Origin of the sequence: Rhizomicrobium electricum (assembly GCF_011762045.1) — a bacterium.
Taxonomy (GTDB): Bacteria; Pseudomonadota; Alphaproteobacteria; order Micropepsales; family Micropepsaceae; genus Rhizomicrobium; species Rhizomicrobium electricum.
Window position 1 is genome coordinate 32,107 of sequence record NZ_JAASQS010000001.1, and the last position, 24,368, is coordinate 56,474.

A 24,368-nucleotide genomic window follows, 5' to 3' on the forward strand; every position below is an offset into this window, starting at 1 on the left:
TCGGATCAGCGAGCGGTCCTGACGGCGAAAAGCGGAGACATCGAAACGACTCCCTTTTCCGTATCGCCAGCATGGCCTAAATGTTCGGGAATACCAAAGGCGTCTTCAATGGTCCGGAGCAGAGAATAGTGATTGTAAGGCGTAGGATCCTTCGTCTGGTGCGGACCATGGTTGGTGATGACCAGTGTCATGATCCGGCCGCCGCCGAAATTGGCCGCACTGTTCGGATCGTAGCCGCAGCATCCTTGCGGACCGGAGAGGCGCTCATCACCGCCATTCTCATCGAAGGAAACCACGATGGCAGAGTTGCCCGGCGCGCTCCAGACCGGCGACGCCATGATGAGTTTCACCAAGCGACCGACTTCAGCATCGCCGCGGTGAATGAGGCCTTGCAGATTCCCGCTCCTGCAATCCTCCGGCACCACACCGCCGTCCTTGGCGCCTCGCCCGTGCATTTCATTGCACTGATTGGGCACGATGATCGCGAAATTCGGCATGGTACCCGAGGCGAGATCGGCATCGAGCTGGTTGAAGCCGACCAGAAGGGACATCAACTCGGAATAAGGCCGGCTGTTGACCGACCTGAAGTTGACAAACCCGCTATGTTTCGCGGCATAGAGCGCATTCGGCAGATTGGCGGCCGGATAGCCGGGCGACGGCCATGCCGGAACAAGAGAGCCCGGCCCGGGAATGTCCTCCATATAGGATTTCCAGGTGAGCCCTTTGTCGCCCAGTTGGTCCATCAAACTGCGCGCCGTGATGTTGTGGTCGACATAGCCGGACTGATCGGATTTGGCGCAAAACGCCGATTTCGGTCCCGGCTTGCAGAAGAACGCATCATCATCATGAACGCCAAAGGTGTCGCCGCCGAGAAGTGCGATGTAGTTGGCCTCGCTCGGATGCACTTCGGCATAGAATTGCGTGGCCAGGCCATACTCAGCAGCAAGCCTATTCAGATTAGGCGCCCAATCGGGATGCCCCATGATCTGCTCAATGCCCTTGTTCTCCTCCATGAGGACGAAGATATGGTCGTAATGGGGAACGGCAGGCTTTGTTGCGCCCAAGGCTGCAGACAGGACAAGGCATGGGAGCGCACCACACCGCCAGAGCCAATTTCGCAGTCCCATGTCCCACCCTCCGGTTCGCTTGAAGACCAATTACAGGATTACAGTTTCAGGCGGACGCCGCCCTCAAAAGTCTGATCGTAAAACTCGCGCTGGATCACCCAATTCGGCGCGCCAAGGAAGATGCGCAAGGGCGCATTGGTGATGTTCTTGACGTTGAAATAGGCCGTCACGTTGTCGGTGAAATCGTAACTCGACGTCCAGTCCAGCGTGAAGCGGGAGTCCTCGAACTGGTCCGTCGAGCGGTCCGTGCCCACCTGGTAAAGGCTGTGGGCGATGTACTGTGAGGCAAACCGGAGTTTCAGGCCGCAGGCCTCGTAGAACAGTCCCGCATTCATCGTAACCGGCGACGTACCCGGTAAGGAATGGCCTGCTTCACCCGTCCTCAGCGATCCGCTCGAGGTCACATAGGCGACATTTCCGTCGAAGCCAAAACCATCGAGAGGCTTGGGCAGGAACGTGAATTTCTGCTGGTAAGCGAACTCCAATCCGCGGGCGTACGAAGTGTCGAGATTGCCGTAGCTGATCAGTTTCACCGGTGTGGCGCCCGGAAGCCGCGGGTCGCCAGCAACGGTCATCGACGAAGTATAGATGTAGTTCCGAAATTCCTTATCGAACGCACCCAATTCGATGATGCCCCCGTCTTCGAGATAATACTCGATATCGAGATCGAAGTTGCTCCCCGTGACAGGCTTCAGCGTGGGATTGCCCATGGTAATGGTGTTGTTGTCGGAATTGACCGACGTGCCCAGCGCGACCTGCGCGAAGCCGGGCCGGCCGATCCCGGTCGAATAGGTCGCCCGGGCCTGAAGGTCGTCGGCAAAGCTGTAGCGCACCTGCACCGTCGGGAACACATCGACATAGTCGTGCCGCATCCGGGTATAGACCGTGTTGTCTCCGTTGGAGTCGGCATCGTAGAAAGCATACTTCGCGACAGTGTTCTCCACACGGACACCAGCGAGAACGCCCCACGGCCCCGCCTCGCCGGTGTACATCGCATAACCGGCATAGATGTTTTCGTCGGCGTCGAACCAAGTCGAATTGTCGACACTGAAGCCGCCATAGGTGATCGCGCTCGAGCCTTCCAGCGCCGGCATGTTGAGACCTGGGCCGTTGGTGTAACGACCATGATAGAACGAGGTGTCGGCTGCGAGCGGCGAAAGCGTGGCTAGAACCGGCTTGCTTCCGAACAAGGTGATCGATTGCGGCAATTCGTAAAAGGTCTTGTCGCGCAGACGAGCACTGAATCCGACCTTGATTTCATCTTTGTCGCTTAAGAAATCAACCGGAACCGCCACATTGGCGCTGTAGGCCCATTCCTCGTCGGCGCCCTTCGCCTTTTTGTTGCTGAACTTCGAGAGCTTGTAGAGTGATGGATCGTTGATGTCGGTTCCGTCGGTCACCGCCATGGCCGGAAAATTCGGGCTATCGATATTGTCATACGTGACAGCAACCGTCGGCCCTTTGAACGTCGTACCATAGTTGCGGCCGGTCGACAGCGTCGCGCGCGAATAAGACACCCGGTAATCGAGCTTGAAGGCATGGAAATCGTCTTCGCCGCCGACCGCATAGACGTTGTTGCGGACGATCTGGTCGACATCGGTCCCCTTGATGGTGAGATCGGAAGACGCCGAGACATTGTTTCCGGAGGCCGTCCCGCTCAGGGAATTGAAGATCAGATGATGCTTGATGATGGCTTCATCGTAGCCGAACATGTTGCCGCGGATGTACCAGCGATGCTCGTCATTCGGCGTGAAGTCGAATTCGCCGCCGACACCGAAACGCTTGCGGTGGGCATCGTAGAAGCGGAATTGGAGGTCGTCGTACACCTTCGCGGCAGCCGAGGTTGGGTTAGCCGGATTGTTGATGTAATCCTCTTCGATATCGTCGAAACCGCGCTTATCCTCCCGCCACGACGCATCCAATACGATGGAGAACGGCGTCGGATTGGAAACAAATCCCGGATTGACCCGCCCAAGGCTTTGGCCGCGCTCCATCACGACCGCGCCGTTCTCGATGCCGAAACGGCCGCCGATCGCGATATCAGCATTGAACGGACCGCCGTGATCGTGGGCCGGCTCCAGACCGTAGCCCAAGCTCAAATCGACAAACGGCTCGGTGATGTTCGCGGCGGTGCGTGGCGTCAACTCAACCGTACCGCCAAGACCTTCCGCGTCGTGATCGGGCGAACCCGTCTTGGTGACGATGATGCCGTCGATCGCGCCACCCGGGATGGTATCAAGCTCGACCGCACGACCGCCGCCCCCCTGGTAAGTGCCACCCGGATCGGTGTTGAGCAGGACAACGCCGCCGTACGTCGTTCCGTTGAGATTGCCGTCGATACCGCGGATCATCACAAAGCGGCCCTCGCCGGTGTCGCTCATCAGCGCGATCCCGGGCATGCGGGACAACGATTCCGCAGCATTGACGTCGGGAAACTTGAGCATTGTTTCGGCCGGTTGCACATTGACGATGTTCAACGCCGCCCGCTGTTGCAGTCGCGCCTGATCTTCGAACCGCGACGCCGACACAACAACGCTTTCAAAATCGGCCGACGTCTCGGCGAACGCCGGAGACAGTGCGATCAAGGCGCAGCCGCCAAGCAAAAAGCGGCTCATTTCCCTGAGATTCATGACGACACCCCATATTGGGCGGCGCATGCCCGCCGCTCGTTCATCCCAAGGGCATAAATGGACCGGCCGTTTGCCGGATCGCAGACGGTTTGGTGAACGCTCAGAGAACTTAGGTTGGGATATCCCAATGTGTGCGCATGAATTAGACAGATGCGCTGGACACGGGAAACCGGACGACAACACGCAAACCAGGGTTGTTATCCAGGAGTTCGAGTTCGGCCCCGTGCAATTCTACGACGGCAGCCACCAGTGCGAGACCAAGACCGCTGCCCGGCTGGGTGCGGCTCTGCTCCAGCCGATAGAAGCGGCGGATCACTTTGGTTCTGTCCGGGACGGGAATGCCGGGTCCGCGATCCGCCACGATCAGAACCGGCCGACCGTTCTCCATGCCGGACATCACAGCGATATCGGTGCGATCAGGGGTGTGCGCGATGGCATTGTTGAGAAGGTTCGATACCAGCTGCAACAGCAACTGTTCGTCGCCGCAAACTGCGACAGCTGCGCCTGCTTCCACCTTAAAATCGCGGACCGCATCTTCCATGACGGGCGCGTAGATATCGTGTGCCGATTTGATCACGTGCGCCAAGTCGACAGCGCGAAATTCCGAACGCCGGGCCCCCGCCTCGATCTGGGCAATCCTGAGAAGCGCGGTGAAGATCGCGAGCAGCTTGTCGCATTCGGCTGTCGCGCCATCCACCGCCGCAGCATATTCGTCCTGCGTCTGCGCTTCGCCCCGTATTCTGTCCAATCTGTGCCGCAAATGGGTCAGCGGCGTCCGCATGTCGTGGGCGATGTCGGTCGAAACCTGGCGAAGGGACTCCATCAGCGCTTGGATGCGATCCAGCATTTCGTTGATCGCCAGCCCGAGGCGGTTGAACTCGTCGCCGTGTTCGGCCGCCGGAATGCGCCTGCTCATCTGCCCGGCCATGATGCCGCGACAGGTCTGGGTGACGGTGTCGATGCGCCGAACGAAGCTTCGGCTCAGCAACAATGCAAATAATGACGCCAATACCAAACTGACGAGAAGAACAACGCCAAATGCTCGCAACAAACGCGTTTCGGTGTCCTTCAGCTGCTGCAGATCACGCCCAACAAAGGCATAGACGCCCGGTGCCAACTGTGCGCCGCGCCCCAATATTGTGTGACGCGAGGCCGGTACGGTCATCGCGAAAACACCCAAGCGAGGCGCCATAGAAGGCAAATTGCCGGCAACCCGCACGCGCCCCCGTTGCAGCAGGAAAACGTCGTCCGCATCGGGCGCCAAGAGCCGGTCCTCGACGATCTCCGCCGCTTCATGCAGCGCTTTTCCGGGCTTGGCGGTAAGGTACGCCGTTCGCATCGACGTCAAGTCGTCGTCAATCTCACGCATGAGATTGGCTTTGAACGACTGGTTCAGCATTACATAGGTGATGCCGATCAGAACCGCCATCGACAGGCCGAACAGCCCGCCATACAGAATCGCGTGCCGGAAACTATCGGTGCGGAACAGCCTACGGGGATACGACATAGCCGTGGCCACGCACCGTGTGAATCATCTCCGTGGAGTGGCCGCGGTCGATCTTGGAGCGCAGTCGCGACATGTGGGATTCGACAATATTGGTTCCGGGATCAAAATCGAGATTCCAGACGTTCTCGAGCAGCATCATGCGCGTGATCGTCCGTCCCGCGTTCTGCATCAAATATTCTAGTAATTTGAACTCCTGCGGCTGCAACTCGACCTGGCGACCCTCGCGCGAAACTGTACGCTCCAACAGGTCCATCTCGAGCGAGCCGGCCTTCAGGCGCGTCGACGTGCCATTACGACTCGTACGCCGGACGATGGCATTCACCCGCGCCGCCAGTTCCGACATCGCGAATGGCTTTGTGAGATAGTCATCGGCGCCGGCATTCAGCCCATCCACCCTGTCATCGAGGCCGCTCATCGTCGTCAGCATGAGCACCGGCGTATCGCAGCTTTCAGCCCGCAGCATACGCACCATCGACAGTCCGTCCATGCCCGGAAGCATGCGGTCGACGATCATCAGCGCGTAGTGCCCGGCGCGCGCCTGGCAAATTCCGTCCTTGCCGGTCGTGGCCCAATGCACTGCCTGCCCGAGCTTCTGCAAACCCTCCGTGACATAGAGAGCCGTCTCAGGATCATCTTCGACAAGCAGGATATCCATTGTGCGAGGCGCGACAGGAAAGTCACAGTGGGTGAGAAACTAGAATTATGTGATAGAGATCGATCTTGGCAGTTTTGTTACAGCGCCAACTCGGATTGCGCCGGAAGGCTCAGCCCCGCGTTCAGCCGGCGGGCAATGGTATGCATTTCAATTGATTGACTGCACTTTCGATATGCAGTTGACGGACATTACAAGAGAAGCCGCGCCGATTCTCCGATGCCGGCCATGACCGTCAAATCGGCTGCCGGTTAAATTTTCCCAACCTTCTGCCAAAAAAGCTTTGAAGAGCCCCTTTAGTAACCGCTGCGTTCCGCGAGCCGACGTTCAGTCAATCCAATGAACGGCGGCAGTGGACGTTCATCGCGGCAGGGACCGCATAACGAGGGGTAAAGTAATGTTTGCACGCAGCGATGCTGCGCGCCGTTTGGCGCGCACGACGTCCACTTTGGCTATTACGGCGGCCTGGTTCGCCACAGCGGCTTGCGCGGCCGAAACCCTCGGCGGCGTTGGTACCGGCGTCGAGACCGTGGTCGTGACGGGCACCCAATTCGACCCCGAAGTGGCCCCGGCCAAGGCCTCGCTCGACACCACCGAACCGCAGACCATCCTGACGCGGACCTATATCGAGAATTCGGTGGCATCGACTGCCGACTACACGACGCTTCTCGCCATCGTGCCGTCGCTCACGGGTCTTGATGTCAATGGACCGGGCCTGTCCGACGGCAACGTCAAGAACACCCTGCGCGGCATGCCAGACGGCAATTTCGGCATGACCTATGATGGCATTCCGTTCGGCGACACCAACGGTCCGACGCACCATTCCGCCTCCTATTTTCCGAGTGCGGTAATCGGCAGCGTCAATGTCGAACGCGGTCCCGGCAATGCCGGCAATCTCGGTGCCTCCACCTGGGGCGGCTCGATCAACATGTATTCCGAGGCACTGAACGACGATTTCGGGTTCAAGGCTAATCTGACGCGCGGCTCCTGGGCCACGACCCAAGTCGGTCTGAACCTTCAATCGGGCGACATCCCTGGTCTTGGCAAAACCCGCGTTCTGGCGAATGTGAACGGACTTCAGAGCGAAGGCTACCTCAGCAACCAGGGGCTGATGAAGGACAACGAACTCATCAAGATCGAAAGCGAATTCGCCCCCGGTTGGACCCTTACCCTGTTCACCAACCGCAACCAGTTGCATCAGCACGTCAACGACAAGAACGGCGCTACGGCCATTCAGATCGCCGATTTCGGCAAGCAGTATGCGCTGCAGAAGACCGACCCCACCCGGCCCGATTACTATTACTACAACTACGCCGACAAGATCACCGACATGGACTACATCCGCCTGCACGGCGCGGTCACCGACTGGCTCAGCATCGACGACCAGGCCTATACTTACGCTTACGTCAACAAGACGGTGACGACCACCAGCACGCAGCAGACGATCAGCAAGGGCAAGCTAACCTGGAAGACAATGGGCACGACGGTGGTGGATCCGGTCACCGGTGTCGTTACGCCGTCAGCCAATACGGCAAGCGACATTCCCGGCTACACCAAGCTCAACGCCTACCGGGTTTGGGGCAACGTGTTCCGCGCCACCGCCGATTTCGACGCCGGCTGGTTGACGGGCCAGGTGCGCGCCGGCGTATGGTGGGAAGGTCAGGCGACCGAGCGCCAGCGCTTCTATTACGACGTGACCCAATGCGCCGCCGCGGGCTGCAATCCCTGGAAACAGGCGTGGAACTTTGCCGATATCTCGAACAAGAACGCCTCCAACGATCCTTCGCTCGTTGCGGGCCGCTATGGCGTCGGCTATTACGAACACACCGGCTGGAACCAGGTCGAACCGTTTGTGGAAGTCGAACTGCACCCGCTGCCGGACCTGACGATCACCCCCGGCTTCAAATACATCGATTGGGATCATACCGTTGATCCCAACTCGGTGATCTCCGGCACCGCGACGGCGGCCACAAAGGGGTGCGCCGGCAAGTGCCAGGGCCCCACGCTCTACAACGGCAAGGTCGACACCTACACGACCAGCCGGCCGCTCTATTTCACGACGGTCAATTACAAGATTCAGCCGAGCTGGAGCGCCTATTTCCAGTATGCCACCGGCATCTACGTTCCCGACATCACCGATTTCGAACAGCAGAAGCCGGATTTATCCAAAGCGCCGTCGCCGATGACCACGGCCAACTACCAGTTCGGCACCGTCTATTACGCCGATGATTTCTCGGTTGACGCCGATGTCTACTACATCGCCGCCAAGCACAACTACACCTACGGGCCTTGCTCCTACGATACGAGCCTCACTTGCCCGACTGACACCGGCAATGCGACCTACAAGGGCATCGAGGGCGAAGCGAGCTTCAAGCTCGACGCACTTGTGCCCGGCATCACCGACGGCCTGCTGGCGTTTGCCAACGGCTCGGTCAATTCGGCCAAGTCCAGCTTTGCCCAGTTGAAAAACGCGCCGTATTGGACCGCGGCGGCGGGCCTCATCTATAAGCGCGACGGCTTCTCCTTCTCACTGGTCGACAAGACGGTGGGCCAGCAATATCTGGACAATGCGGACGCAACCGGCCATCGCACCACAATCGGCCAGGACGGCATGCCGTTCTTCCGCCTGCCCGCCTATTCGACCGTCAACTTCATCACCGCTTATGACTTCGGCAAATGGGAGCTGTCGGTGGCCGTCAACAATCTGCTCGACGACCGCAGTCTCGTCAGCATGAGCGGCACGGACGGGAAGGATACCGCCACTGCCGCATCGGCGTCGGATTACATGAATCGTCCAACCAGCTCCGATCAGTACTATTTCCAATCTTCGCGCAGCTTCCAGGTGACCTTGAAAGCGAAGATCTGATCACCGGCGACTTAACGGGGGCGGCTTGGCCGCCCCATCTTCCTTGAGAGGACCTGACATGATGAAGCGCACAATCTTGGCGGCCGCAACGGCTCTCGTCCTGATGCTGCCGGGTTTCGCTGCGGACACACAGCTCCTGCCGGCAACGCCTCCAGCCCAACTGCTGCCTTCACCGCCCACCGACGGCTCGGCAGCACAAAAGCGCGAACTTGACGAAATCCATCAGGCCCAGCAGGGCATGACGGATGCCGACTTTGACCAGGCTGCCGCCGACGACAAAACCGAAGACGCCTCGGTCTTCAATGGCGTTGTCGGCATTGATCTCAAGACCCTGCCGAAAACCTGGGCGCTGCTCGCCACGGTGCGCAACGAGGAGAAAACCGCCGCCAAAATTGCCAAGAACACTTTTTTGCGCAACCGGCCCTGGGTGCTCGATCCGGCGCTCAAGACCTGCACCCGCGGCGATGCTCCGCGGTCGTCCTATCCCAGCGGTCATTCCACCATGGCCTACAGCATGGCAGTCATCTTGGCCGCGATGATTCCGGAAAAGGCGCCGGCCATTCTCGACCGCGCCAAGGCCTACGCCGAAAACCGCATCGTCTGCGGCGTGCATTATCGCAGCGACATCGTTGCCGGTCAGGTGCTCGGCACGACCGTTGCTGAGGAGTTACTTACAGTTGGTGCCTTCCAAGCCGATTTCAAGCTCGCGCAAATGGAATTGCGGACGGCCCTCAAGAGCGGCAGATAGCGGATACAGAAACGGCACAGTATTAGCATAGATCCTATCTGTTACCTTTCGGGGCGATAATAACTTCGATGCACCTCGCTGAAATACTGCGCGCGCAGGATGCCCCGCGCCCGCAGAACGGTAGCGCTCACGCAAAAATGACCATCGTTGTAATAGCGGGATGGGCATTTGGCGGGCGCACCGCCCGGAATTTGTCAGGCGAAGGAGTCGCTTCGCACCTCACCGGCAGCGCATCCAAGGACAAAATCAGCCGATTTCGAGGCCATACTGGCGGCCTGGAAGATGGCACGGGCATCGTTGCGCAGAACGGTCAGCCACGCGCCGATATAATCTGCGTGGCGCACGGTCGGCGTGATGGATTGGCTGGCACAGAGAAAGGCGCTTGCCATCTCGGCCACCAATTCCTCGCGGGCATATCCTTCGCTGCCGTAGCGGTTAGTAAGGTCGCGCGCCAGCCGCGATCCGTGGCCCGTCCAGTGGCCAAGCTCGTGAAACACGGTGCGGTAATAGTTAATCGGGTCGAAGAACGCGGTTTGCGGCGGCACCCGGATATAGTCCTCGGTGCGATGATAGAAGGCCTCGCCTCCGCCGGTACGGATATCGGCCCCGGTTGCGGCAATCACGGCTTCGGCAGCGGGAACGATCTCGGCTTCGCGCAAGCTGGCCTGTGTGTTCGCGGCCGTCTCCGGCAAATTCTCACATTGCTCCACATTAAACACCGTAAAGCGCTTCAAGAACGGAATGGCGGCGGGTTCCTCGCCACTTTCGGCGGCGCGCTGGCGTTCGTCGCGCGGAATGAAGCGGTCAGCATAACAGATGGTAGTGCCGCGCTCGCCCTTGCGCACATTGCCACCCGCGGCCAAGGCTTGGCGAAATGTCAGCCATTGCTGGGCGGCAAAGCCGCGAACAATCACCGCATCCCAGAGAATAAGCACATTGATGCCGGAATAGGTCCGACTGGTGACGGCATTGCGCGGCAAACCGAGACTACAGCTTGCGCCATCCCAAGGCTGCACCCAAGGCACCCGCCCCTCTTCCAACTCACGAATGATGCGGTCGGTGACGTCCTGATAAAGCGTGTTCCGTCCCGATGAACTTTCCAAAGAGTTGCGCATGCGGCGTCTCCTGCCTCGATCTCAAAACCACCGCGCCTTCCCCGGAAATGCGGAGCGGGCGGCGAAATGCGACCGAAGAGGCCCGCCATCGAAGGCGGGCCGCACCTAAAAGGCCGAAATGCAATGGAGGACACGCGATGAGCGTGTTGCGGCCTGCCGCGGCGGGCCTACAAGGGAGCGCCGCCTGCCCCGCGGTTCAGGGGAGGCCCTTAAAAGAAAAGTCCCACTTTCGCGGTACGCGAAGGTGGGTCCTGATGAGGATCGCGTCCGTCAGCGCTGCGACAGAAGCCGACAGTGTCGGTCAAACCGCCATGTCTGCGCAGCGCTGGCGGGAACTGGCACCCAGCCTACAACGACAGATTGGAGAGAACGCTCGCGGGAATTCCGTGGAAAACTTTGAAAATCGCCTATTCGTTGATCGCACCAACCGCGCAAACTGATTATCGTTCGCTTCACTGACTATATATGCAGTCCGCCTACGGACTGTCTGTCGTGGGGCACAATGGGACGCAGGATCGAGATCGCAGACGATGTTCCCATGTCGGATCACGTCACCGACTATGACCGCGAACACTTCACGATTTACATCCGTTTGCTCGATGCCGAGCGTGACGGTGTCTGCAACGAGGATATGGCGCGCGGTATCCTCGGCATCGACCCGGTTGCAGAGCCGACCCGAGCCAAGCGAGCGCTCACCAGTCACTTGAACCGTGCACACTGGATGACCACACAAGGCTACAAAGACTTGCTCAAGTAGATCAGTCGAGCAGCCGGCGGTAACCGCTTTCCATCATTTCACGTCCGCTTAAGACGGCGCGACGGATATGATCGCGCATGTGATTGCCTGGGTCTGACCACTCCGTCGCAACCCGCTGGGCGCCGAATAGTCGGATTGCAATATCCCGGTAATGGGCCTTTGCGAGCCAACCATCGAGCGCCAGAAGCTTGGTTGCCAAGCGCACGGCGCGCCCTTCTGGCGGATAGAGCTCTGGCCGCAGGACACCATGGGTGACCACATCGTTCAAGCGCTTCATCGCTGTGAGCCGCCCGCTGGCGGTCTTACTGAGAAACAGCGCCGGGGTCAGAAGCACGGCTCCGGTCATGGGGCCATGCACTTCCAACTGTAGCCATCGGCCTTCCTGGCTAAGGAGCACGTGATGGACGTCCCCTTCGTCGATCACTGTGACGCGACACTGCACGCCATCAAGCGACAAGGAACGCGCTAGCTCGTCTGACGAGCGCGGCGCACTTGCGAGCGGCAGTACCGAGACACACGCCTCTTTGCGCCAAAAAACCTCGGCGAAGAGCGCATCCTGTGAGGGATCGGTCAGCCGCAGCAGTGGCCAACACGAAGGTTCCGCAGCTACGGGCGCATCCCCATGCCCGGCAGAGAAGTCCGCGCGATATTTGGGGTTACGGCGCAGAAACTCCCAAGCCCAGGCAAGACTGGGTAGCTTGTGTGTCCACTCATAAGGAGCAGGATCGGTTTTATCGGCAGCTCCCGCGGGCTGCCCATGTCGATGGATACTCATGCGCCACGCTCACCATTTCCCGTTTCAGGTTGGTTGCACGGCAATGTTGTTGATGACTGCTGCGATGCCAGCAAGACAGTAACCGTACAACGCCGCCATCTATACGAATTTTAACCTGCGAAGCCAAGATGCGCACGATTGTAAGTACAACATTTTATGCGAAATTAGTCCGTAGACGGCATAAACCGCCTATCGGTCGCCCAGCAGACGCGGGTATCCGGCGTAAACGTACAGCCGCTTTTAGTCGGAACTAGATTCCGTGTCGTTGGCATCGTCGCGCTGGGCATTGTTCATGACAGTCTCGGCGCGTTCTTTGATGGCCGCGGCGAACGTGTCGACCCACTCCGTGCCCGTCGGCATGGCCGTTACTTCTTCGATTGCAGCAGGCAATTCGGCAAGCAGCTTCGACACCAATTGGCCGACGCGGCGCACGGTGCCGGTTTCCGAGAGACCCGCCGCTGCTGCCATCCGCCGCCAATGGCGCTGATAGATATGCCGGCCTCGGCGCTGCCCGCCGATATCTTGGGCGTGATTTAGGGTAATGTTCGCCCAGACCATGCCGGACATCAGATCGTAAAGTGGCGCCAACTCAGCCCGCTTTGGCTGCAGAAGGATGGAATAGTTCTTGGCGTGGGAATCGACGTTGCCGATGGCGATGTTGAAAACCACCGCGTCGAGCAAGCGGGTGATATCGCGCGCCGTCATATGCGCCCGGACGAGCGCGAACATGTCGGCAAGGGATGGCCCCGCTCGCCCGGTTCCGTTGTGCTCATATTTGGCGGCGGGAGCCCTACCAAGTGCTTGGCAGAAATCCTCTTGATGCAGGCGCGAAATCCGCTCGCCGTCGCGGCCACGATCAAAGCGCTCCACGAGGAGATAGCTGCGGGCCCCAGCGCGCCCCGTTGTCACGTGAGCCACCGAGAGACCGCAGCGCCGCGCCAGCACCATACAAAGCGCTTCGTTCGGGACACTGCCCGCGAGCCGCGGATTATCGGGCTTCAAGATGTGGGTGGACGGCGTTCCGTTAACCGGGATGGCGAGCTTGCCGTCGAGCAGCGCGAGCGGCAGCTTCTCCTGCGCCCCGGCAAGGCTCATCGACACACCCTCTTCGCCAACCAGAAACGGCTTGGCGGGAAGCTCTTCGATAATGCGTTCGAGCTGATCGGCCCCGGCAATGGCGATTGTTTCATCCTTCTCCACAGGGCGAGGCTTGCCGATGGTCAGCGCGCCGGCGAGATCTCGCCCGGTCTCGGCAATAAGCCCCATGACGTCGTCCTGGGAGACCCCGAGGGCTTGGGTCATGGCGCGCAACGGCTCGCCTTCCGGCAAGAGGTTCATCAGCCAGGGCGTTGTGACCGATGGCCCCCAATCGGCGGCGCTGAGCGGCATGCTCAATGAGATCGGAAAAGTACCGGCCGCGCTTCGCCAATCGGCATCGTAGCGAATGTGCAGACCGTCGTCGGAGGCAGCAATCGTCGCCACTAGCGTTTGGCGGAAGAAGATGGGCGTGTCGGTCATGACTGCGCCCGCCCATCAACGAGATGGATACCAACTGCCTGCGCGGCGGCGAGCGCCTTGCCGAGCTGCGCGGTGGGCTTTCCGGCTTCCAGATCGACGATGAAACGTTCGCCAGTGTTGATGGCCAAAGCCAAGTCGCGCTGTGTCAGACCCAACGCCTTGCGGGCCCGCGCGACCATTCTACCGAAAGCTTGTGCATCCATGGAAGTTTCTTTTCTTACCGATCGGTAAGATAAACACATGGGAGGCACTGCGCAAGAAGTATTCTTCCCGATCAGTAAGAAATTGGAGCGTCAGCACTCCAAAATCGCCATTTCTTACCGATCGGGAAGCATTCCCAAATAAAACAGACGAATAGGCCCACGGTTTCGATCATCGGACTTCTTGAAAGATGGCCAATCCGCCATTGCGACCACCAATTGTTTACTGACCAAAATGGCAATGTTTTTTGTGAAGCACACCACATTCAGCCACTCTCCGAAGGCGGCGCGGATACACCATCAAATATCTCCTGCATTTGCCCGAGCCACCATCGCGAAGCGCACTTCGGAAAGCACGCCCGTGAAATTCGCCCTGCGCTCGAAGGCATCAGGGCGGCGGAAAATGGAACGCATGTGCCTCCTCCGGTTACAGAAAGCACGTAGTGTAGGCGCTTTTCGTGACTTTCGTAACGTGTTGATCCAACTGGGTCTGCACTACTCCAGTTTTTCCTGTAAAGGCCCGTGCGCAGTCGAGACTTCGCCGCTTCCCAAGCTGCATACGAGGGTTCGCTTCCCTTCGCCCGCTCCATGGCTTAGCTGAGAACGAACCGAGTTTTTAACTGCGGATTTAACAGCTTTTGTTCCGATTTCGCCCCCGCGTGCGCCCCGGCGGACCATCGTTAGAACCCATATCGGCTCAGGGCCGCCGATTAGAAACGTTCATGCCGCGCTCGGGCTGTCGCGGCGGGGTCGTGGACGCAATTCCCGTCGCTGACGCAAGGTCTGCCAGCGCGCGTACCTGTGCGGCTTGCAAGCGATCAAGGACCGAGGTGAGTCTTCGGGAAAATTCGCAGTCCCTTGCGCCATAACTTAAGCGCTTGCCAGTGAATGGCGGCGGTTACCTTAAAGGTTTGCAGGGGAATGGCGAAGAACAGCTTCAGCAGATTGCGATCGGTCAATGGCTGATGTTCGCCGGTCAGCACGGCACAAAGCATTAACTGATCGTCGTGGCTGACATTGATGCCGATGTTAATCCGATCATCATCCTGAGCGACGCGGAAATCATATCTCATTGCCATGCCAAGAAACGGCGAAACATAAAAACTTTTGCGGCAGGTTTGCTTGACCGGTCCCGATGCGCCGTCGACCGGCAGAAGATAGGTGTGCCGTTCGCCAAACGTATTGTGCACTTCGTAGCGGATAGCGGTTAGTACGCCGCCGGCGTCGTAACAGAAGAATGTGCTGAGGGGATTGAAGGTGTATCCAAGCACCCGCGGCATCAGGAGAACGAAAATCTTCTCGGCGGCAATGCCGGCATTTTTCGCCTCTTCGCGAATTTGATCGGTCAGCGGCACGGAGCTGCCGTTGCCATGGTCGCGGTCGTAGAGGCTGAAGAGATTGGGCTTGTTATAGGAGAACCACCGCAGCGAGCGGCTATGGGCGGGAATTTCATCGAGATCGAGAAACAGCCAGAACGCCTTATAACGGAAATGATGGCGGCGCGGCGCCAACCGCCGGTGCATCACCGAACCCACACAAAGCGTCGAGGCAAATGCCATCACGCGGGCTCCAAAACGTCTTTCGAGGCAATGACGATGCGGCTCGATTCATTGGCGACCTGCCAAGGCCGGCGTACGCCGCCGAGCTGTTCGGCAACGGCCAGTCCGGCTTGCAATCCGTCCTCGTGGAAGCCGGCGCCGAAATGGGCGCCGCAGAACCAGGTGTTGCGCTTGCCCTGCAAATGCCAAAGCTTGCTTTGAGCGGCATGGGTGTTGGCGTCGAACAGCGGGTGCTCGTAGATTTGGCCGTGTATAAGCGTTCCGGCGCGCGGTGGCCGTATGGGGTTGAGGGTTACGAAGTATTGCCGGTTGCCCTTGATGTTTTGCAGTCTGTTCATCCAATAGGTGACGCAAAGCCTGCCGTTCTCCTCGCCCATATAATTCCAGCTCGACCATAGCTGTCGCCGAGTCGGCATCAGGCTTTCGTCACTGTGCAAGACGGTGTGATTTCGGCTGTAGCGGAATGCCCCGAGCAACCGCTGTTCGTCCGCGTCGGCGTCGGCAAGCATGGCGAGCGCCTGATCGGCGTGCGACGCAACGACGACATGATCGAAGGTTTCACTTTGTCCGGCGCTGTCCTTGATGGTGACGACGCCGTTCTGGCGTGCAATTGCTTCGACGCCGGTATTGAGGCGGATGCGGCCGGCAAGCGGCTTCATCAAGCGGCGCACATATTCGCGCGAGCCGCCGCAGACCGTTTCCCACGGAGGGGCCTTGCCAAAGCGCAGCAATTGATGATTGGCCTGAAAGCGGACGAAAGCGATGGCGGGATAGGCGAGCATTTCACCGGGAGCGCACGACCAGATCGCGCTCGCCATCGGCAGCAGGCAATTGTCGCGAAACGCATCGCTGAAGCCGCGCAAACGAAGATAGTCGCCGATGCTGAGCGGTTCGGCCGCAAGCAGGGCGATATCGGATTGGGCTTGCTGGTGGAAGCGCCTGAGGTCGTAAAGCATTTGCCAGAAGCGCGGCTGGACGAAGTTGTGGAGCTGCCCCCAAAAGACTTCCGAGGAGTATTCCAGCCGGCCCTGGTTCAGGGATACGGAGAACGACATCTCCGACAATTCCGTCTTCACCTCCAAATGCCGGAAAAGGGCCGAGAGATTGGGGTAGGTGACGTGGTTAAAAACGATGAAGCCAGTATCGATGGGCACCTCCTGGCCGTCGCTTTCAACACTCACGGTATTGGAATGGCCGCCCACCCGGTCGGCGGCCTCAAAAACGGTAACCTCATGCCGAGACGACAGCAGCCATGCGGCTGAGAGACCGGAAATTCCGGTCCCGACCACGGCAATCTTGAGCGTCGAGGGCATCGAGCATCCTTCTTCCCATTAGGCCCGCTTAGAACGTGGGCTGGTTCCCACTGGATCACTGCTGGTCCGGTGATCCGATGTCCGCAAGCCCCCGTTATTGGAACATGGAGCCAGCGCTAAAACAGGATATTCTGCCGGCGTCGTCCGTGATACGCCCGTATGTGCCGTCTTGGGACAGGACGCTGATGGGACAAGGGATGGGCCTGGACAGGGATGCCATTCGGCCGGATTGGGCCGTCCTGATCGTGGCGGTGTCCGCTCGCGGCGACCGCGCCGCGTTTGCCGAACTGTTCGCCTTTTTCGCGCCCAGGATCAAATCCTTCATGCTGCGCTCGGGCGAAAGCGAGGTGCAGGCCGAAGAGCTCGCACAAGAGGCGATGCTGATGGTGTGGCGCAAGGCGGCCTTGTTCGATCCGGCTGGCGCGAGCGCCTCGGCGTGGATTTTTACGATCGCCAGAAACCTACGGATCGATGCCAAGCGGCGCACCCGGCGCGAAAGTGCGCTGGTGGCGGGCGATGTCGATGACGAGTTTCACATCGACGAGGCCCCATTGCCCGATGCCCGCCTCGCCGAAACACAAACCGAGGCCAACGTGCGCAATGCTCTGGCCCAGCTACCGCCCGACCAGCTCCGGGTGGTGGAAATGTCGTTCTTCCAGGATCGGCCGCATGCGGAGATCGCCGATGCGCTGAAAATTCCGCTTGGAACAGTGAAGTCCCGTTTGCGCCTTGCCATGAGACGTCTGCGTTCTCTTCTGGGTGAAGAAACATGAGTATCGCTCATCATCCGTCCGAGGCGTTGCTCGCCGCGTATGGGGCGGGCCGGCTTGATGCTGGCGAACATATCGCAATCGCAACGCATCTTTTGGCGTGTGCGCAATGCCGCGCCTTCGTCCGGGCGGTGGAACAGGCCGGTGGTTCCGTTTTGGCGGAGCTGACGCCGGTGCCGCTGTCCGCCGATGCCTTGGCCTCGGTAGAAGCACGCTTGCAGCAGGCGCCGGAACGCTTTTCGCCCGCCAAGGCGCCTCCGCATCAAAAGATGGCGGGGTTGCCGCGCTTTGTGCAGACGTATCCATTCGACGAATGGCGTTCTGTGGCGCCGGCGCTGCAGGCCCGCACCATCCGCTTGCCGCATGCGAGCCTAGCGCGCGTTTTCCTGCTCAAGGCGGGACCGGGAACGCGGCTTTTGGAACATACCCATAGCGGTGTTGAAATGACCTGCGTGCTCGAAGGCGGCTTCAGTCACAAGGATGGTCATTTCGGTCCTGGTGATTTCGATTTCGGCGATAGCAGCGTTGATCACCGGCCGCTGATCGACGACGGCGTCGATTGCGTCTGTCTCGTGGCGATGCGCGGCAGGCTCGATATCAACGGCATTCTGGGCCGGCTGATACAGCCTTTCGTGCGCTTATAGGCGTCTCATGGATGCTGCCAGATTAGCCTTGCTCGTAGTGTCGGCCGTTGCCGGCATGGCGGTCCTGATGGCCGCCGCTTGGCTGGTCCAGCAGCGGCATCAAACATCGCGTTGGGTGGACTCCAGTTGGACGTTTTCGGTCGGCTTGGTCGGCGCCATTGTGGCGCTCGTTCCCTTTGACGCTGATCCCCTCCGGCAAGTGTTGCTGGCGGTTGTCGCGCTGTTTTGGTCGGTCCGCCTCGGCGGCCATTTGATGAAGCGCAACGCCAAAATTGCCGATGATCCGCGTTATGCCCATCTGGCGCGGCAATGGGGGGCGGCGGCGGCGCAGCGGATGTTCTTCTTTTTGCAGTCGCAAGCGCTGGTCGGTGCCGTGTTGGCCATCGCCGTGGGGCTTGCGGCGCATCATCCCGGCCGGTTTGGACGGGTGCAGGACATCGTCGGTGCCGGGTTGGCGCTGATCGCGGTCGGCGGCGAGGCGCTGGCCGATTACCAGCTGGCGCTGCACCGGCGCAGCGGCAATGGCGCGATCTGTGAACGCGGGCTGTGGTCCTGGTCGCGCCACCCCAATTATTTCTTCGAATGGCTCGGCTGGCTGGCGATCGCGATCATCGCCGCGGATGGCGATGGGTCCTATGTTTTCGGTTCTCTGGCGTTCGCCGCGCCCGCGGTGATGTATTGGACGCTGGTCTACGTGTCCGGCATCCCACCGCTGGAAATGCACCTGCAGAAAACTCGCGGCAGTACTTTTGCGCACTATCAATCGCGGGTTTCGCGCTTTTTTCCCTGGCCGCCTAAGCGGGGGCGAGACGCAAGCTGATCGCGTAAGAAATTGCCGAACTGGCGGCGATCAGGACACTGCCCCACAGGATATCGATCAGCGACAATTGCCACGTCCAATTCCGCAAGGTTGCTTGATTGGTCAGATCGTAAGTGCCGTAGGTGAAGGCGCCAAAAAGTGCCCCCAAATAAAGCGCTTGCTGCCAGGATTGCGATTTTAAGCTGGGATTGACGACGAACAGCACCATGCCGATCGGAAACAGCAGATAAAACGCGACGGCGGGCAAAATCCGAAAGCCGGACAGCGCAATATCATTCATGATCGGCTTGTAGAAGCGCGGCGCCATTTGGCCCAGCCAGATCATGTCAATCAGGAAAAATGGCACTAGCGCCGAGATATAGCGGGTCAGGAAGCTGCTCATAGCTTATCGCGCTCCTTTAGTTGGTTTTTTTACGAATGTCGGGCATTCCCCGGCGGACATAGTCTCTTTTCCGGACGCTAGAACGAGTTTGGGCGTCGATTGGATCAGTGCCGACATAATCGTGGAATGGCCGGCATAGGCGGCTCATTTTGTTGATCCAACCGTATCCCGCCGCCGTTATAATTCTGTGTTGGACGTCATGCGGAGCAACGCGAATGTGATCTGCTCCCCGCAAATTGGATTGTTTTGAGGTAGAGTTTTCCGGCAACTTCCGAAGGGCTTGGGAGGAGCGGAAGACGATGAATGCCTCGAAGTTCACGGACGCCCAGAAGGCGTTTATCCTGAAGTAGGGTGCGGATGGGATGCCGGTCGCGGACATCTGTCGCAAGGCCGGGATCAGCCAGGCGACCTACTTCAATTGGAAGAAAAAGTACGATGGCTGCTGCCGGACGAGATGCGCCGGCTGAAGCAGCTTGAGGATGAGAACACGAAGCTGCGGAAGGTTGTGGCCGATCTGAGCCTCGACAATGCCATACTGCAGGATGCCCTTCGCCGAAAACTTTGAAGCCTGCCCGGAGGCGGAAGCTGGTCGACGAGATGCGTGGGGAGTGGGACGTATCCATCAGGCGGGCGTGTCGTGTGTTCCTGTGCATCATCCGGGGAGACACCAAGCGCTTGGGTCATGGTCCGCAATGGCTCGCCTTCTGGCAGTAGATTAATCAGCCAGGGCGTCGCGATGTCCCCCAATCGGGGGCGCTAAACGGCATGCTGAGCGAGATCGGAAATGCACCGGCTGCGCCCCGCCAATCGGCGTCGTAGCGGATACGCGGACCCGCATCGGAGGCCGTGATTGTTGCCACCAGTGTTTGGCGGCAGAAGATGGGCGTGTCGGTCATGACCGAGCGCGATCATCCACCAGACGAATGCCGACCGCGTGGGCGGCGGCGAGCGCCTTGCCGAGCTGGGCGGTTGGCTTGCCGGCTTCGAGGTCCACAATGAAGCGCTCGCCGGTATCGATGGCCAAAGCCAAGTCGCGCTGTGTCAGATTCAATGCCTTGCGGGCGCGCGCGACCATTGCGCCAAAAGCCTGAGCGTCCATTTTGGGCTCCATCTTACCGATCAGTAAGATCGGCAATGATGGCGGGACTTTACAAGCAATTTCTTCCCGATCGGTAACATTCCAGAACCAAAGACCTGCTCGTCTTAAGCTCGTCGCGGTGGTGCAGCTCATTGAATTTTATGCCTAGTTCGTACCTTAGCACCTATTTGAGTGTATTTTTTGATGCACTCCTGGTTATCATTGAATTTTATGCTATATTCGCATCATGACTACGTTTCCACAGCATAAACTGAAGACTGTTTTGCAGGACTGGACCCCGCATGCCGTGGTGACCCACGCGTGGCTCAAACAGCGGGGGGTCTCGCACGATCTGGCGCGTGAATACGTCAACAACGGTTGGCTGGAGCGGCTTGGGCCCGGCACCTTCAAACGTCCTAAGGATGCGGTGACGTGGCAAGGCGCACTCTCCAGCCTGCAGACCCAACTCGGGCTCAAAGTCCATGTCGGCGCGTTGACAGCTCTCACGGCCGACGGTGGCTCGCATTATGCCCGCCCCGGCGGCGAAACCGTGTTTCTCTTTTCTCAAACCGGCACCACGCTGCCGAAGTGGTTTCGCGAACACGCCTGGCCCGCTCCAATAAGCCTGACCCAGACCAACCTGCTGCCGCCCGACATGGGCTTGCGGGAAGGAGCCAACGCCGGCTTTCAACTGCAAACCTCGGCCGCTGAGCGCGCCGTCCTCGAGGCGCTTCACCTCGCCCCTAAGGACATCGATCTCATCGAACTTTTCCAGATCGTCGAGGGGCTTCGAACACTGCGCCCCAAGCTGATGCAATCGCTTCTCGAGGCCTGCAACTCGATCAAGGTGAAGCGATTATTCCTGTTCATGGCCCAAAAAGCATCGCTCCCTGTTCTGGCCCATCTTGACCACAAAGCGATCTCGCTGGGGAGCGGCGATCGCATGCTCGTACCCGGCGGAACCTATGTCGCCGAATTCGGTCTGATCGTACCGAAGGAGTTGGCCCCGGCATGAACGAGACCTATCGCGCCCAGGTTCGCCTCCTTCTGGATGTCTTGCCGTTGATTGCCGAAGAAGACGTCTTCGCATTGAAAGGCGGAACGGCGATCAATCTCTTTGAGCGTGATCTGCCGCGCCTCTCGGTGGATATCGACCTCACCTATTTGCCGCTTGCAGACCGCGACACGGCGCTGTCGAACATTGCTGCGGCGCTTACCCGGATCAAGGGGCGGATTGAGGCGAGTTTGGCCGGCGGCCGGACAACCTTGGTGCATCAAGAGGGCGGCCTGGAGGTGAAACTCCAAATCCAGCGCGCGCGCACGCAGATCAAGGTCGAAGTGAACCCAACCTTGCGTGGGGCCCTCTTGCCCATTCGGACCACGGCCTGCGCCAAACGTGTCGAGGATATGTTTGAAGCCTTCGTCGAAATGCCCGTTCTGGCGCACGGCGAGTTGTTCGGCGGCAAAATCTGCGCCGCGCTGGATCGCCAGCATCCGCGCGATCTCTTCGACGTGCGCTATCTGCTCGATGAAGAAGGCCTCACCGACGATGTCAAATACGGGATGATCGCCGCGCTTGCGAGCCACAACCGCCCGATCGCCGAACTCCTCGCGGCACACCTGCAGGACCGCCAAGCCGCGTTCAATGCCGAGTTTTCCGGCATGACGCTGGAGCCGTTCGACTACGACTGCCATCAGGCGACGTTTGAGCGGCTTCGCCATGACATCCATGCCGCACTCAACACCGAGGATCGCGCCTTCCTAATGAGTTTCGAAGCGGGCGAGCCGGACTTTTCTTTGTTTCCCCTGCCCGGCCTTCAGGCCCTTCCCGCCGTACAATGGAAGCTGCTCAATATTCGAAAGCTCAAGCAATCCAACCCGACAAAGCACGCAAAGACCCTCACCGCCTTAAAATCCGTCCTGAGCAACACCGACTAATATCCGCGCGCACGCGGTGTTGACGCCAGCCCTACGATCCCGCCACACACCGCCATCAGGCACCTAATACCGCCAAACACCCGCGCGGCCGGCCTCAGCGATTGACCGCATGGGGCCTGGTCGCGCAGGGTTTTGGTGGGAAGGGATTAGCGCGCCAAAAAGCGGGAGAATGAATCTATGCGGCGTCCACAAAACCCAATGGCCCATCAAGAGGCGCGGGTCTTCGCCAACCCGCAAAGCAACGGACCAGCAGCAACATATGCGGGACTGAACGCTCGCTATGTCCGCATCAACAAGTTTGCGGAACTTACAGGGTATACGGACAAAGCCGTTCGCTGCAAAATCGCCGAAGGCGTCTGGCTGGAAGGCCGGCAATACCGACGGGCGCCGGACGGTGCAATTCTCGTTGATTTGGCAGGATACGAACAATGGGTCGAGGGAAATCTGGCGCCGGTGTAGAAGTCCGTACGACCTCTATCCGGCTTCGTTTCTATTTCGAAGGCAAGCGCCGCACCGAAACCCTCAATCTGAAGCCCACGGCCACCAACATCCAGGCGGCGTATCGCCTTGCTCACGAAATCCGCCAAGATATTGATCGCGGCATCTTCGACTACGCTGCGACCTTTCCGGACTCAGAGTATGCGCTCGCGCGCAAGCGTGAGCTTGAGGCGCTGCAGCAAAACGAAGAGTTGGCGCGCAAAGAGGCCGAAGAGAGGATGCCCCTGTTCTCGGACTATGTTGCGACATGGCTCGCCACCCTTGCCTGTGAAAAGGCGACCGCGGACGGCTATCGCACCCAACTGACGAACTTCTGGATTGCGGAGTTCAAGGCTAAGCGCCTCGACGAGATCAAGCACACCGACATCGCCAAGGCGGCGGCGAAGAAGGCTCTGGAAGTGAGCGCCAAGACGGTCAACAACCTCCTCATTCCTCTGCGCGCCTTGTTCGCAGCGGCGGTTGCCGACGACTTGGTCGAAAAATCACCTGTTGACCGGGTTCACAACCGCAAACACCAGCGTCCACCCATCGACCCATTCGAGCGCGAGGAGATGGAAATGATCGTGACCCGGATGCGCGAGTGCTATCCGGAGGTCGTCTATGCCTATTACGAGTTCGCCTTCTCGACCGGGCTTCGGACGAGCGAACTGATCGCCCTGCGGTGGGGGAGCATCGATTGGCATCGCAAGAAGGCGATGATCTCGCGCGCCCGGGTGCGCCACAAGGACAAGGGAACCAAGACCCATCACGCCCGCGAGATTGACCTGCACGAACGGGCCATCGCCGCACTCGTGGTGATGAAGAAGCACACGCTCCTCAAAGGCATGAATGAGCCGGTCTTCTGCCACCCCAATGGCAAGCCCTGGCCCAGCGACCGCATCCAGCGTGAGGAGTATTTCTACCCCGTCCTGAAGGATCTGGGGCTGCGCCAACGCCGGGCCTACAACACACGGCACACCTACGCCACCCTCGCCCTGATGAGCGGTGTGAACCCTGCCTACGTCGCAAAGCAACTTGGCCACACCGACACCACGATGCTTTTCAAACATTACGCAAGGTGGATTGAGGGGGCGGACAAGGGGGCCGAGGCCCGCAAAATGGACGCTGCTTTGGCTAAGAAATTAGTCCTGCCCGAAAGCGGCACGCGATGAGAAATCGAAGGGATTTGAGATCGGGACGGTGGGCAATATCCCCAGCACGTCCCCAGCGCCTATTTTACAATCGCATAAAACCAGGTTTTCCCTGGAATTTATGGCGGGAGCGACGGGGCTCGAACCCGCGACCTACGGCGTGACAGGCCGTCACTCTAACCAACTGAGCTACGCCCCCGCGGGCGTTTCGCGAGCCGGGAAAGCCGGACACCGCGAAAGGACGGCCGATGTAGGGCGCCGGCTTTGCTAAGTCAAGCCGGGCAGTTGCGGGTTTTTGTCAGGTGTCCAAAACGCCGCTACCCGGCCCTGCCGGGGGTCTG

Annotated in this window: 23 protein-coding genes, 1 tRNA gene and 2 pseudogenes; 12 read left to right on the plus strand and 14 right to left on the minus strand. The window is 59.5% G+C overall.

Annotation, left to right across the window (positions count from 1 at the left end):
* Positions 1-5: 5 nt before the first annotated feature.
* From FHS84_RS00180 to FHS84_RS00195, 4 genes are all read right to left on the minus strand, one after another.
* Positions 6-1,127 (minus strand): alkaline phosphatase family protein, encoded by a 1,122-nt coding sequence (locus FHS84_RS00180; RefSeq protein ID WP_166929032.1) that lies wholly within the window; start codon positions 1,125-1,127, stop codon positions 6-8.
* A gap of 38 nt (positions 1,128-1,165) precedes the next feature.
* Entirely contained in the window at positions 1,166-3,757 is a 2,592-nt protein-coding gene (locus FHS84_RS00185) for a TonB-dependent receptor (protein ID WP_166929034.1), read from the minus strand.
* A gap of 142 nt (positions 3,758-3,899) precedes the next feature.
* A complete protein-coding gene (locus FHS84_RS00190; RefSeq protein ID WP_166929036.1) occupies positions 3,900-5,264 on the minus strand; it encodes a sensor histidine kinase in 1,365 nt (454 codons plus the stop codon).
* Positions 5,248-5,919, minus strand: a complete 672-nt coding sequence (locus FHS84_RS00195) for a response regulator transcription factor (protein ID WP_166929038.1) — start codon at positions 5,917-5,919, stop codon at positions 5,248-5,250. Before FHS84_RS00195 ends, FHS84_RS00190 begins: the two co-directional genes overlap by 17 nt.
* A 394-nt stretch (positions 5,920-6,313) precedes the next feature.
* Between FHS84_RS00195 and FHS84_RS00200 the strand changes: the two genes are divergently transcribed.
* Positions 6,314-8,782 carry a TonB-dependent receptor plug domain-containing protein gene (locus FHS84_RS00200; protein WP_166929040.1) on the plus strand — a complete coding sequence of 823 codons (2,469 nt, stop codon included), beginning with the start codon at positions 6,314-6,316 and terminating at the stop codon, positions 8,780-8,782.
* A 58-nt stretch (positions 8,783-8,840) separates the two neighbouring features.
* On the plus strand, positions 8,841-9,530 hold the full coding sequence (locus FHS84_RS00205; protein WP_208393577.1) for a phosphatase PAP2 family protein: 690 nt from the start codon (positions 8,841-8,843) through the stop codon (positions 9,528-9,530).
* Between the two features lie 194 nt (positions 9,531-9,724).
* Here FHS84_RS00205 and FHS84_RS00210 read toward each other — a convergent pair whose 3' ends face one another.
* A complete protein-coding gene (locus tag FHS84_RS00210; protein WP_166929042.1) occupies positions 9,725-10,645 on the minus strand; it encodes an ArdC family protein in 921 nt (306 codons plus the stop codon).
* 538 nt (positions 10,646-11,183) lie between these two features.
* On the opposite strand from FHS84_RS00210, the gene FHS84_RS00215 reads away from it, so the two are divergent.
* Positions 11,184-11,402: a DNA -binding domain-containing protein gene (locus tag FHS84_RS00215; protein ID WP_243850556.1), complete on the plus strand. Its 219-nt coding sequence runs from the start codon at positions 11,184-11,186 to the stop codon at positions 11,400-11,402.
* Between the two features lies 1 nt (position 11,403).
* On the opposite strand, the gene FHS84_RS00220 is transcribed toward FHS84_RS00215, so the two are convergent.
* The 3 genes from FHS84_RS00220 to FHS84_RS00230 all read right to left on the minus strand — a co-directional run bounded on the left by FHS84_RS00220 (position 11,404) and on the right by FHS84_RS00230 (position 13,898).
* The gene (locus tag FHS84_RS00220; RefSeq protein WP_166929045.1) at positions 11,404-12,177 is read right to left on the minus strand and encodes a DUF2285 domain-containing protein; all 774 of its coding nucleotides are present in this window, start codon (positions 12,175-12,177) and stop codon (positions 11,404-11,406) included.
* Between the two features lie 240 nt (positions 12,178-12,417).
* Positions 12,418-13,695, minus strand: a complete 1,278-nt coding sequence (locus FHS84_RS00225; RefSeq protein ID WP_166929047.1) for a type II toxin-antitoxin system HipA family toxin — start codon at positions 13,693-13,695, stop codon at positions 12,418-12,420.
* Positions 13,692-13,898: a helix-turn-helix domain-containing protein gene (locus FHS84_RS00230; RefSeq protein ID WP_166929049.1), complete on the minus strand. Its 207-nt coding sequence runs from the start codon at positions 13,896-13,898 to the stop codon at positions 13,692-13,694. Before FHS84_RS00230 ends, FHS84_RS00225 begins: the two co-directional genes overlap by 4 nt.
* A 216-nt stretch (positions 13,899-14,114) precedes the next feature.
* Here FHS84_RS00230 and FHS84_RS22315 point away from each other — a divergent pair.
* Positions 14,115-14,192: pseudogene (locus tag FHS84_RS22315) on the plus strand (hypothetical protein); the annotation flags it as partial.
* Positions 14,193-14,713: 521 nt separating this feature from the next.
* Here the strand turns inward: FHS84_RS22315 and FHS84_RS00240 are convergent.
* A complete protein-coding gene (locus FHS84_RS00240) occupies positions 14,714-15,454 on the minus strand; it encodes a DUF1365 domain-containing protein (protein ID WP_166929051.1) in 741 nt (246 codons plus the stop codon).
* Positions 15,454-16,767: an NAD(P)/FAD-dependent oxidoreductase gene (locus FHS84_RS00245; protein ID WP_166929053.1), complete on the minus strand. Its 1,314-nt coding sequence runs from the start codon at positions 16,765-16,767 to the stop codon at positions 15,454-15,456. Before FHS84_RS00245 ends, FHS84_RS00240 begins: the two co-directional genes overlap by 1 nt.
* Positions 16,768-16,844: 77 nt before the next feature.
* Here FHS84_RS00245 and FHS84_RS00250 point away from each other — a divergent pair, with 77 nt between their 5' ends.
* The 3 genes from FHS84_RS00250 to FHS84_RS00260 all read left to right on the plus strand — a co-directional run bounded on the left by FHS84_RS00250 (position 16,845) and on the right by FHS84_RS00260 (position 19,001).
* Positions 16,845-17,540, plus strand: coding sequence for a sigma-70 family RNA polymerase sigma factor (locus FHS84_RS00250; RefSeq protein ID WP_208393581.1), 696 nt, complete (start codon positions 16,845-16,847; stop codon positions 17,538-17,540).
* Positions 17,537-18,181, plus strand: coding sequence for a ChrR family anti-sigma-E factor (locus FHS84_RS00255; protein WP_166929055.1), 645 nt, complete (start codon positions 17,537-17,539; stop codon positions 18,179-18,181). The genes FHS84_RS00250 and FHS84_RS00255 overlap by 4 nt, the downstream gene beginning before the upstream one ends.
* Before the next feature lie 67 nt (positions 18,182-18,248).
* Positions 18,249-19,001: a DUF1295 domain-containing protein gene (locus FHS84_RS00260; protein ID WP_208393583.1), complete on the plus strand. Its 753-nt coding sequence runs from the start codon at positions 18,249-18,251 to the stop codon at positions 18,999-19,001.
* Here the strand turns inward: FHS84_RS00260 and FHS84_RS00265 are convergent.
* Positions 18,976-19,383 (minus strand): DUF2177 family protein, encoded by a 408-nt coding sequence (locus tag FHS84_RS00265; RefSeq protein ID WP_166929059.1) that lies wholly within the window; start codon positions 19,381-19,383, stop codon positions 18,976-18,978. The genes FHS84_RS00260 and FHS84_RS00265 overlap by 26 nt on opposite strands.
* Positions 19,384-19,682: 299 nt before the next feature.
* Here FHS84_RS00265 and FHS84_RS00270 point away from each other — a divergent pair.
* Positions 19,683-20,025 (plus strand): annotated as a pseudogene (locus FHS84_RS00270) (transposase); the annotation flags it as partial.
* 77 nt (positions 20,026-20,102) lie between these two features.
* Here the strand turns inward: FHS84_RS00270 and FHS84_RS22320 are convergent.
* The gene (locus tag FHS84_RS22320) at positions 20,103-20,279 is read right to left on the minus strand and encodes a HipA N-terminal domain-containing protein (RefSeq protein ID WP_425061549.1); all 177 of its coding nucleotides are present in this window, start codon (positions 20,277-20,279) and stop codon (positions 20,103-20,105) included.
* Positions 20,276-20,614: a helix-turn-helix domain-containing protein gene (locus FHS84_RS21070; RefSeq protein WP_208393585.1), complete on the minus strand. Its 339-nt coding sequence runs from the start codon at positions 20,612-20,614 to the stop codon at positions 20,276-20,278. The genes FHS84_RS22320 and FHS84_RS21070 overlap by 4 nt, the downstream gene beginning before the upstream one ends.
* 94 nt (positions 20,615-20,708) lie before the next feature.
* Between FHS84_RS21070 and FHS84_RS00280 the strand changes: the two genes are divergently transcribed.
* From FHS84_RS00280 to FHS84_RS00295, 4 genes are all read left to right on the plus strand, one after another.
* Positions 20,709-21,476, plus strand: coding sequence for a type IV toxin-antitoxin system AbiEi family antitoxin (locus FHS84_RS00280; RefSeq protein WP_166929061.1), 768 nt, complete (start codon positions 20,709-20,711; stop codon positions 21,474-21,476).
* Complete coding sequence (locus tag FHS84_RS00285) at positions 21,473-22,399, plus strand: nucleotidyl transferase AbiEii/AbiGii toxin family protein (protein WP_166929063.1); 927 nt, start codon at positions 21,473-21,475, stop codon at positions 22,397-22,399. The genes FHS84_RS00280 and FHS84_RS00285 overlap by 4 nt, the downstream gene beginning before the upstream one ends.
* Positions 22,400-22,576: 177 nt before the next feature.
* Entirely contained in the window at positions 22,577-22,858 is a 282-nt protein-coding gene (locus FHS84_RS00290; RefSeq protein ID WP_243850558.1) for a hypothetical protein, read from the plus strand.
* The gene (locus tag FHS84_RS00295) at positions 22,828-24,048 is read left to right on the plus strand and encodes a site-specific integrase (protein WP_166929065.1); all 1,221 of its coding nucleotides are present in this window, start codon (positions 22,828-22,830) and stop codon (positions 24,046-24,048) included. The genes FHS84_RS00290 and FHS84_RS00295 overlap by 31 nt, the downstream gene beginning before the upstream one ends.
* 101 nt (positions 24,049-24,149) lie before the next feature.
* Here FHS84_RS00295 and FHS84_RS00300 read toward each other — a convergent pair.
* A tRNA-Asp gene (locus FHS84_RS00300) sits at positions 24,150-24,226 on the minus strand.
* Between the last annotated feature and the right edge of the window lie 142 nt (positions 24,227-24,368).

Coding starts and splice junctions, on each gene's coding strand:
- FHS84_RS00190 (WP_166929036.1), bottom strand. CDS start 5,264: ATGTCGTATCCCCGTAGGCTGTTCCGCACCGATAGTTTCCGGCACGCG.
- FHS84_RS00210 (WP_166929042.1), bottom strand. CDS start 10,645: ATGCGCAACTCTTTGGAAAGTTCATCGGGACGGAACACGCTTTATCAG.
- FHS84_RS00225 (WP_166929047.1), bottom strand. CDS start 13,695: ATGACCGACACGCCCATCTTCTTCCGCCAAACGCTAGTGGCGACGATT.
- FHS84_RS00200 (WP_166929040.1), top strand. CDS start 6,314: ATGTTTGCACGCAGCGATGCTGCGCGCCGTTTGGCGCGCACGACGTCC.
- FHS84_RS00245 (WP_166929053.1), bottom strand. CDS start 16,767: ATGCCCTCGACGCTCAAGATTGCCGTGGTCGGGACCGGAATTTCCGGT.
- FHS84_RS00230 (WP_166929049.1), bottom strand. CDS start 13,898: ATGGATGCACAAGCTTTCGGTAGAATGGTCGCGCGGGCCCGCAAGGCG.
- FHS84_RS22320 (WP_425061549.1), bottom strand. CDS start 20,279: ATGACCGACACGCCCATCTTCTGCCGCCAAACACTGGTGGCAACAATC.
- FHS84_RS00185 (WP_166929034.1), bottom strand. CDS start 3,757: ATGAATCTCAGGGAAATGAGCCGCTTTTTGCTTGGCGGCTGCGCCTTG.
- FHS84_RS00285 (WP_166929063.1), top strand. CDS start 21,473: ATGAACGAGACCTATCGCGCCCAGGTTCGCCTCCTTCTGGATGTCTTG.
- FHS84_RS21070 (WP_208393585.1), bottom strand. CDS start 20,614: ATGAGCTGCACCACCGCGACGAGCTTAAGACGAGCAGGTCTTTGGTTC.
- FHS84_RS00265 (WP_166929059.1), bottom strand. CDS start 19,383: ATGAGCAGCTTCCTGACCCGCTATATCTCGGCGCTAGTGCCATTTTTC.
- FHS84_RS00180 (WP_166929032.1), bottom strand. CDS start 1,127: ATGGGACTGCGAAATTGGCTCTGGCGGTGTGGTGCGCTCCCATGCCTT.
- FHS84_RS00295 (WP_166929065.1), top strand. CDS start 22,828: ATGGGTCGAGGGAAATCTGGCGCCGGTGTAGAAGTCCGTACGACCTCT.
- FHS84_RS00195 (WP_166929038.1), bottom strand. CDS start 5,919: ATGGATATCCTGCTTGTCGAAGATGATCCTGAGACGGCTCTCTATGTC.
- FHS84_RS00280 (WP_166929061.1), top strand. CDS start 20,709: ATGACTACGTTTCCACAGCATAAACTGAAGACTGTTTTGCAGGACTGG.
- FHS84_RS00240 (WP_166929051.1), bottom strand. CDS start 15,454: ATGGCATTTGCCTCGACGCTTTGTGTGGGTTCGGTGATGCACCGGCGG.
- FHS84_RS00205 (WP_208393577.1), top strand. CDS start 8,841: ATGATGAAGCGCACAATCTTGGCGGCCGCAACGGCTCTCGTCCTGATG.
- FHS84_RS00255 (WP_166929055.1), top strand. CDS start 17,537: ATGAGTATCGCTCATCATCCGTCCGAGGCGTTGCTCGCCGCGTATGGG.
- FHS84_RS00290 (WP_243850558.1), top strand. CDS start 22,577: ATGCGGCGTCCACAAAACCCAATGGCCCATCAAGAGGCGCGGGTCTTC.
- FHS84_RS00220 (WP_166929045.1), bottom strand. CDS start 12,177: ATGAGTATCCATCGACATGGGCAGCCCGCGGGAGCTGCCGATAAAACC.
- FHS84_RS00250 (WP_208393581.1), top strand. CDS start 16,845: ATGTCCGCAAGCCCCCGTTATTGGAACATGGAGCCAGCGCTAAAACAG.
- FHS84_RS00215 (WP_243850556.1), top strand. CDS start 11,184: ATGTCGGATCACGTCACCGACTATGACCGCGAACACTTCACGATTTAC.
- FHS84_RS00260 (WP_208393583.1), top strand. CDS start 18,249: ATGGCCGCCGCTTGGCTGGTCCAGCAGCGGCATCAAACATCGCGTTGG.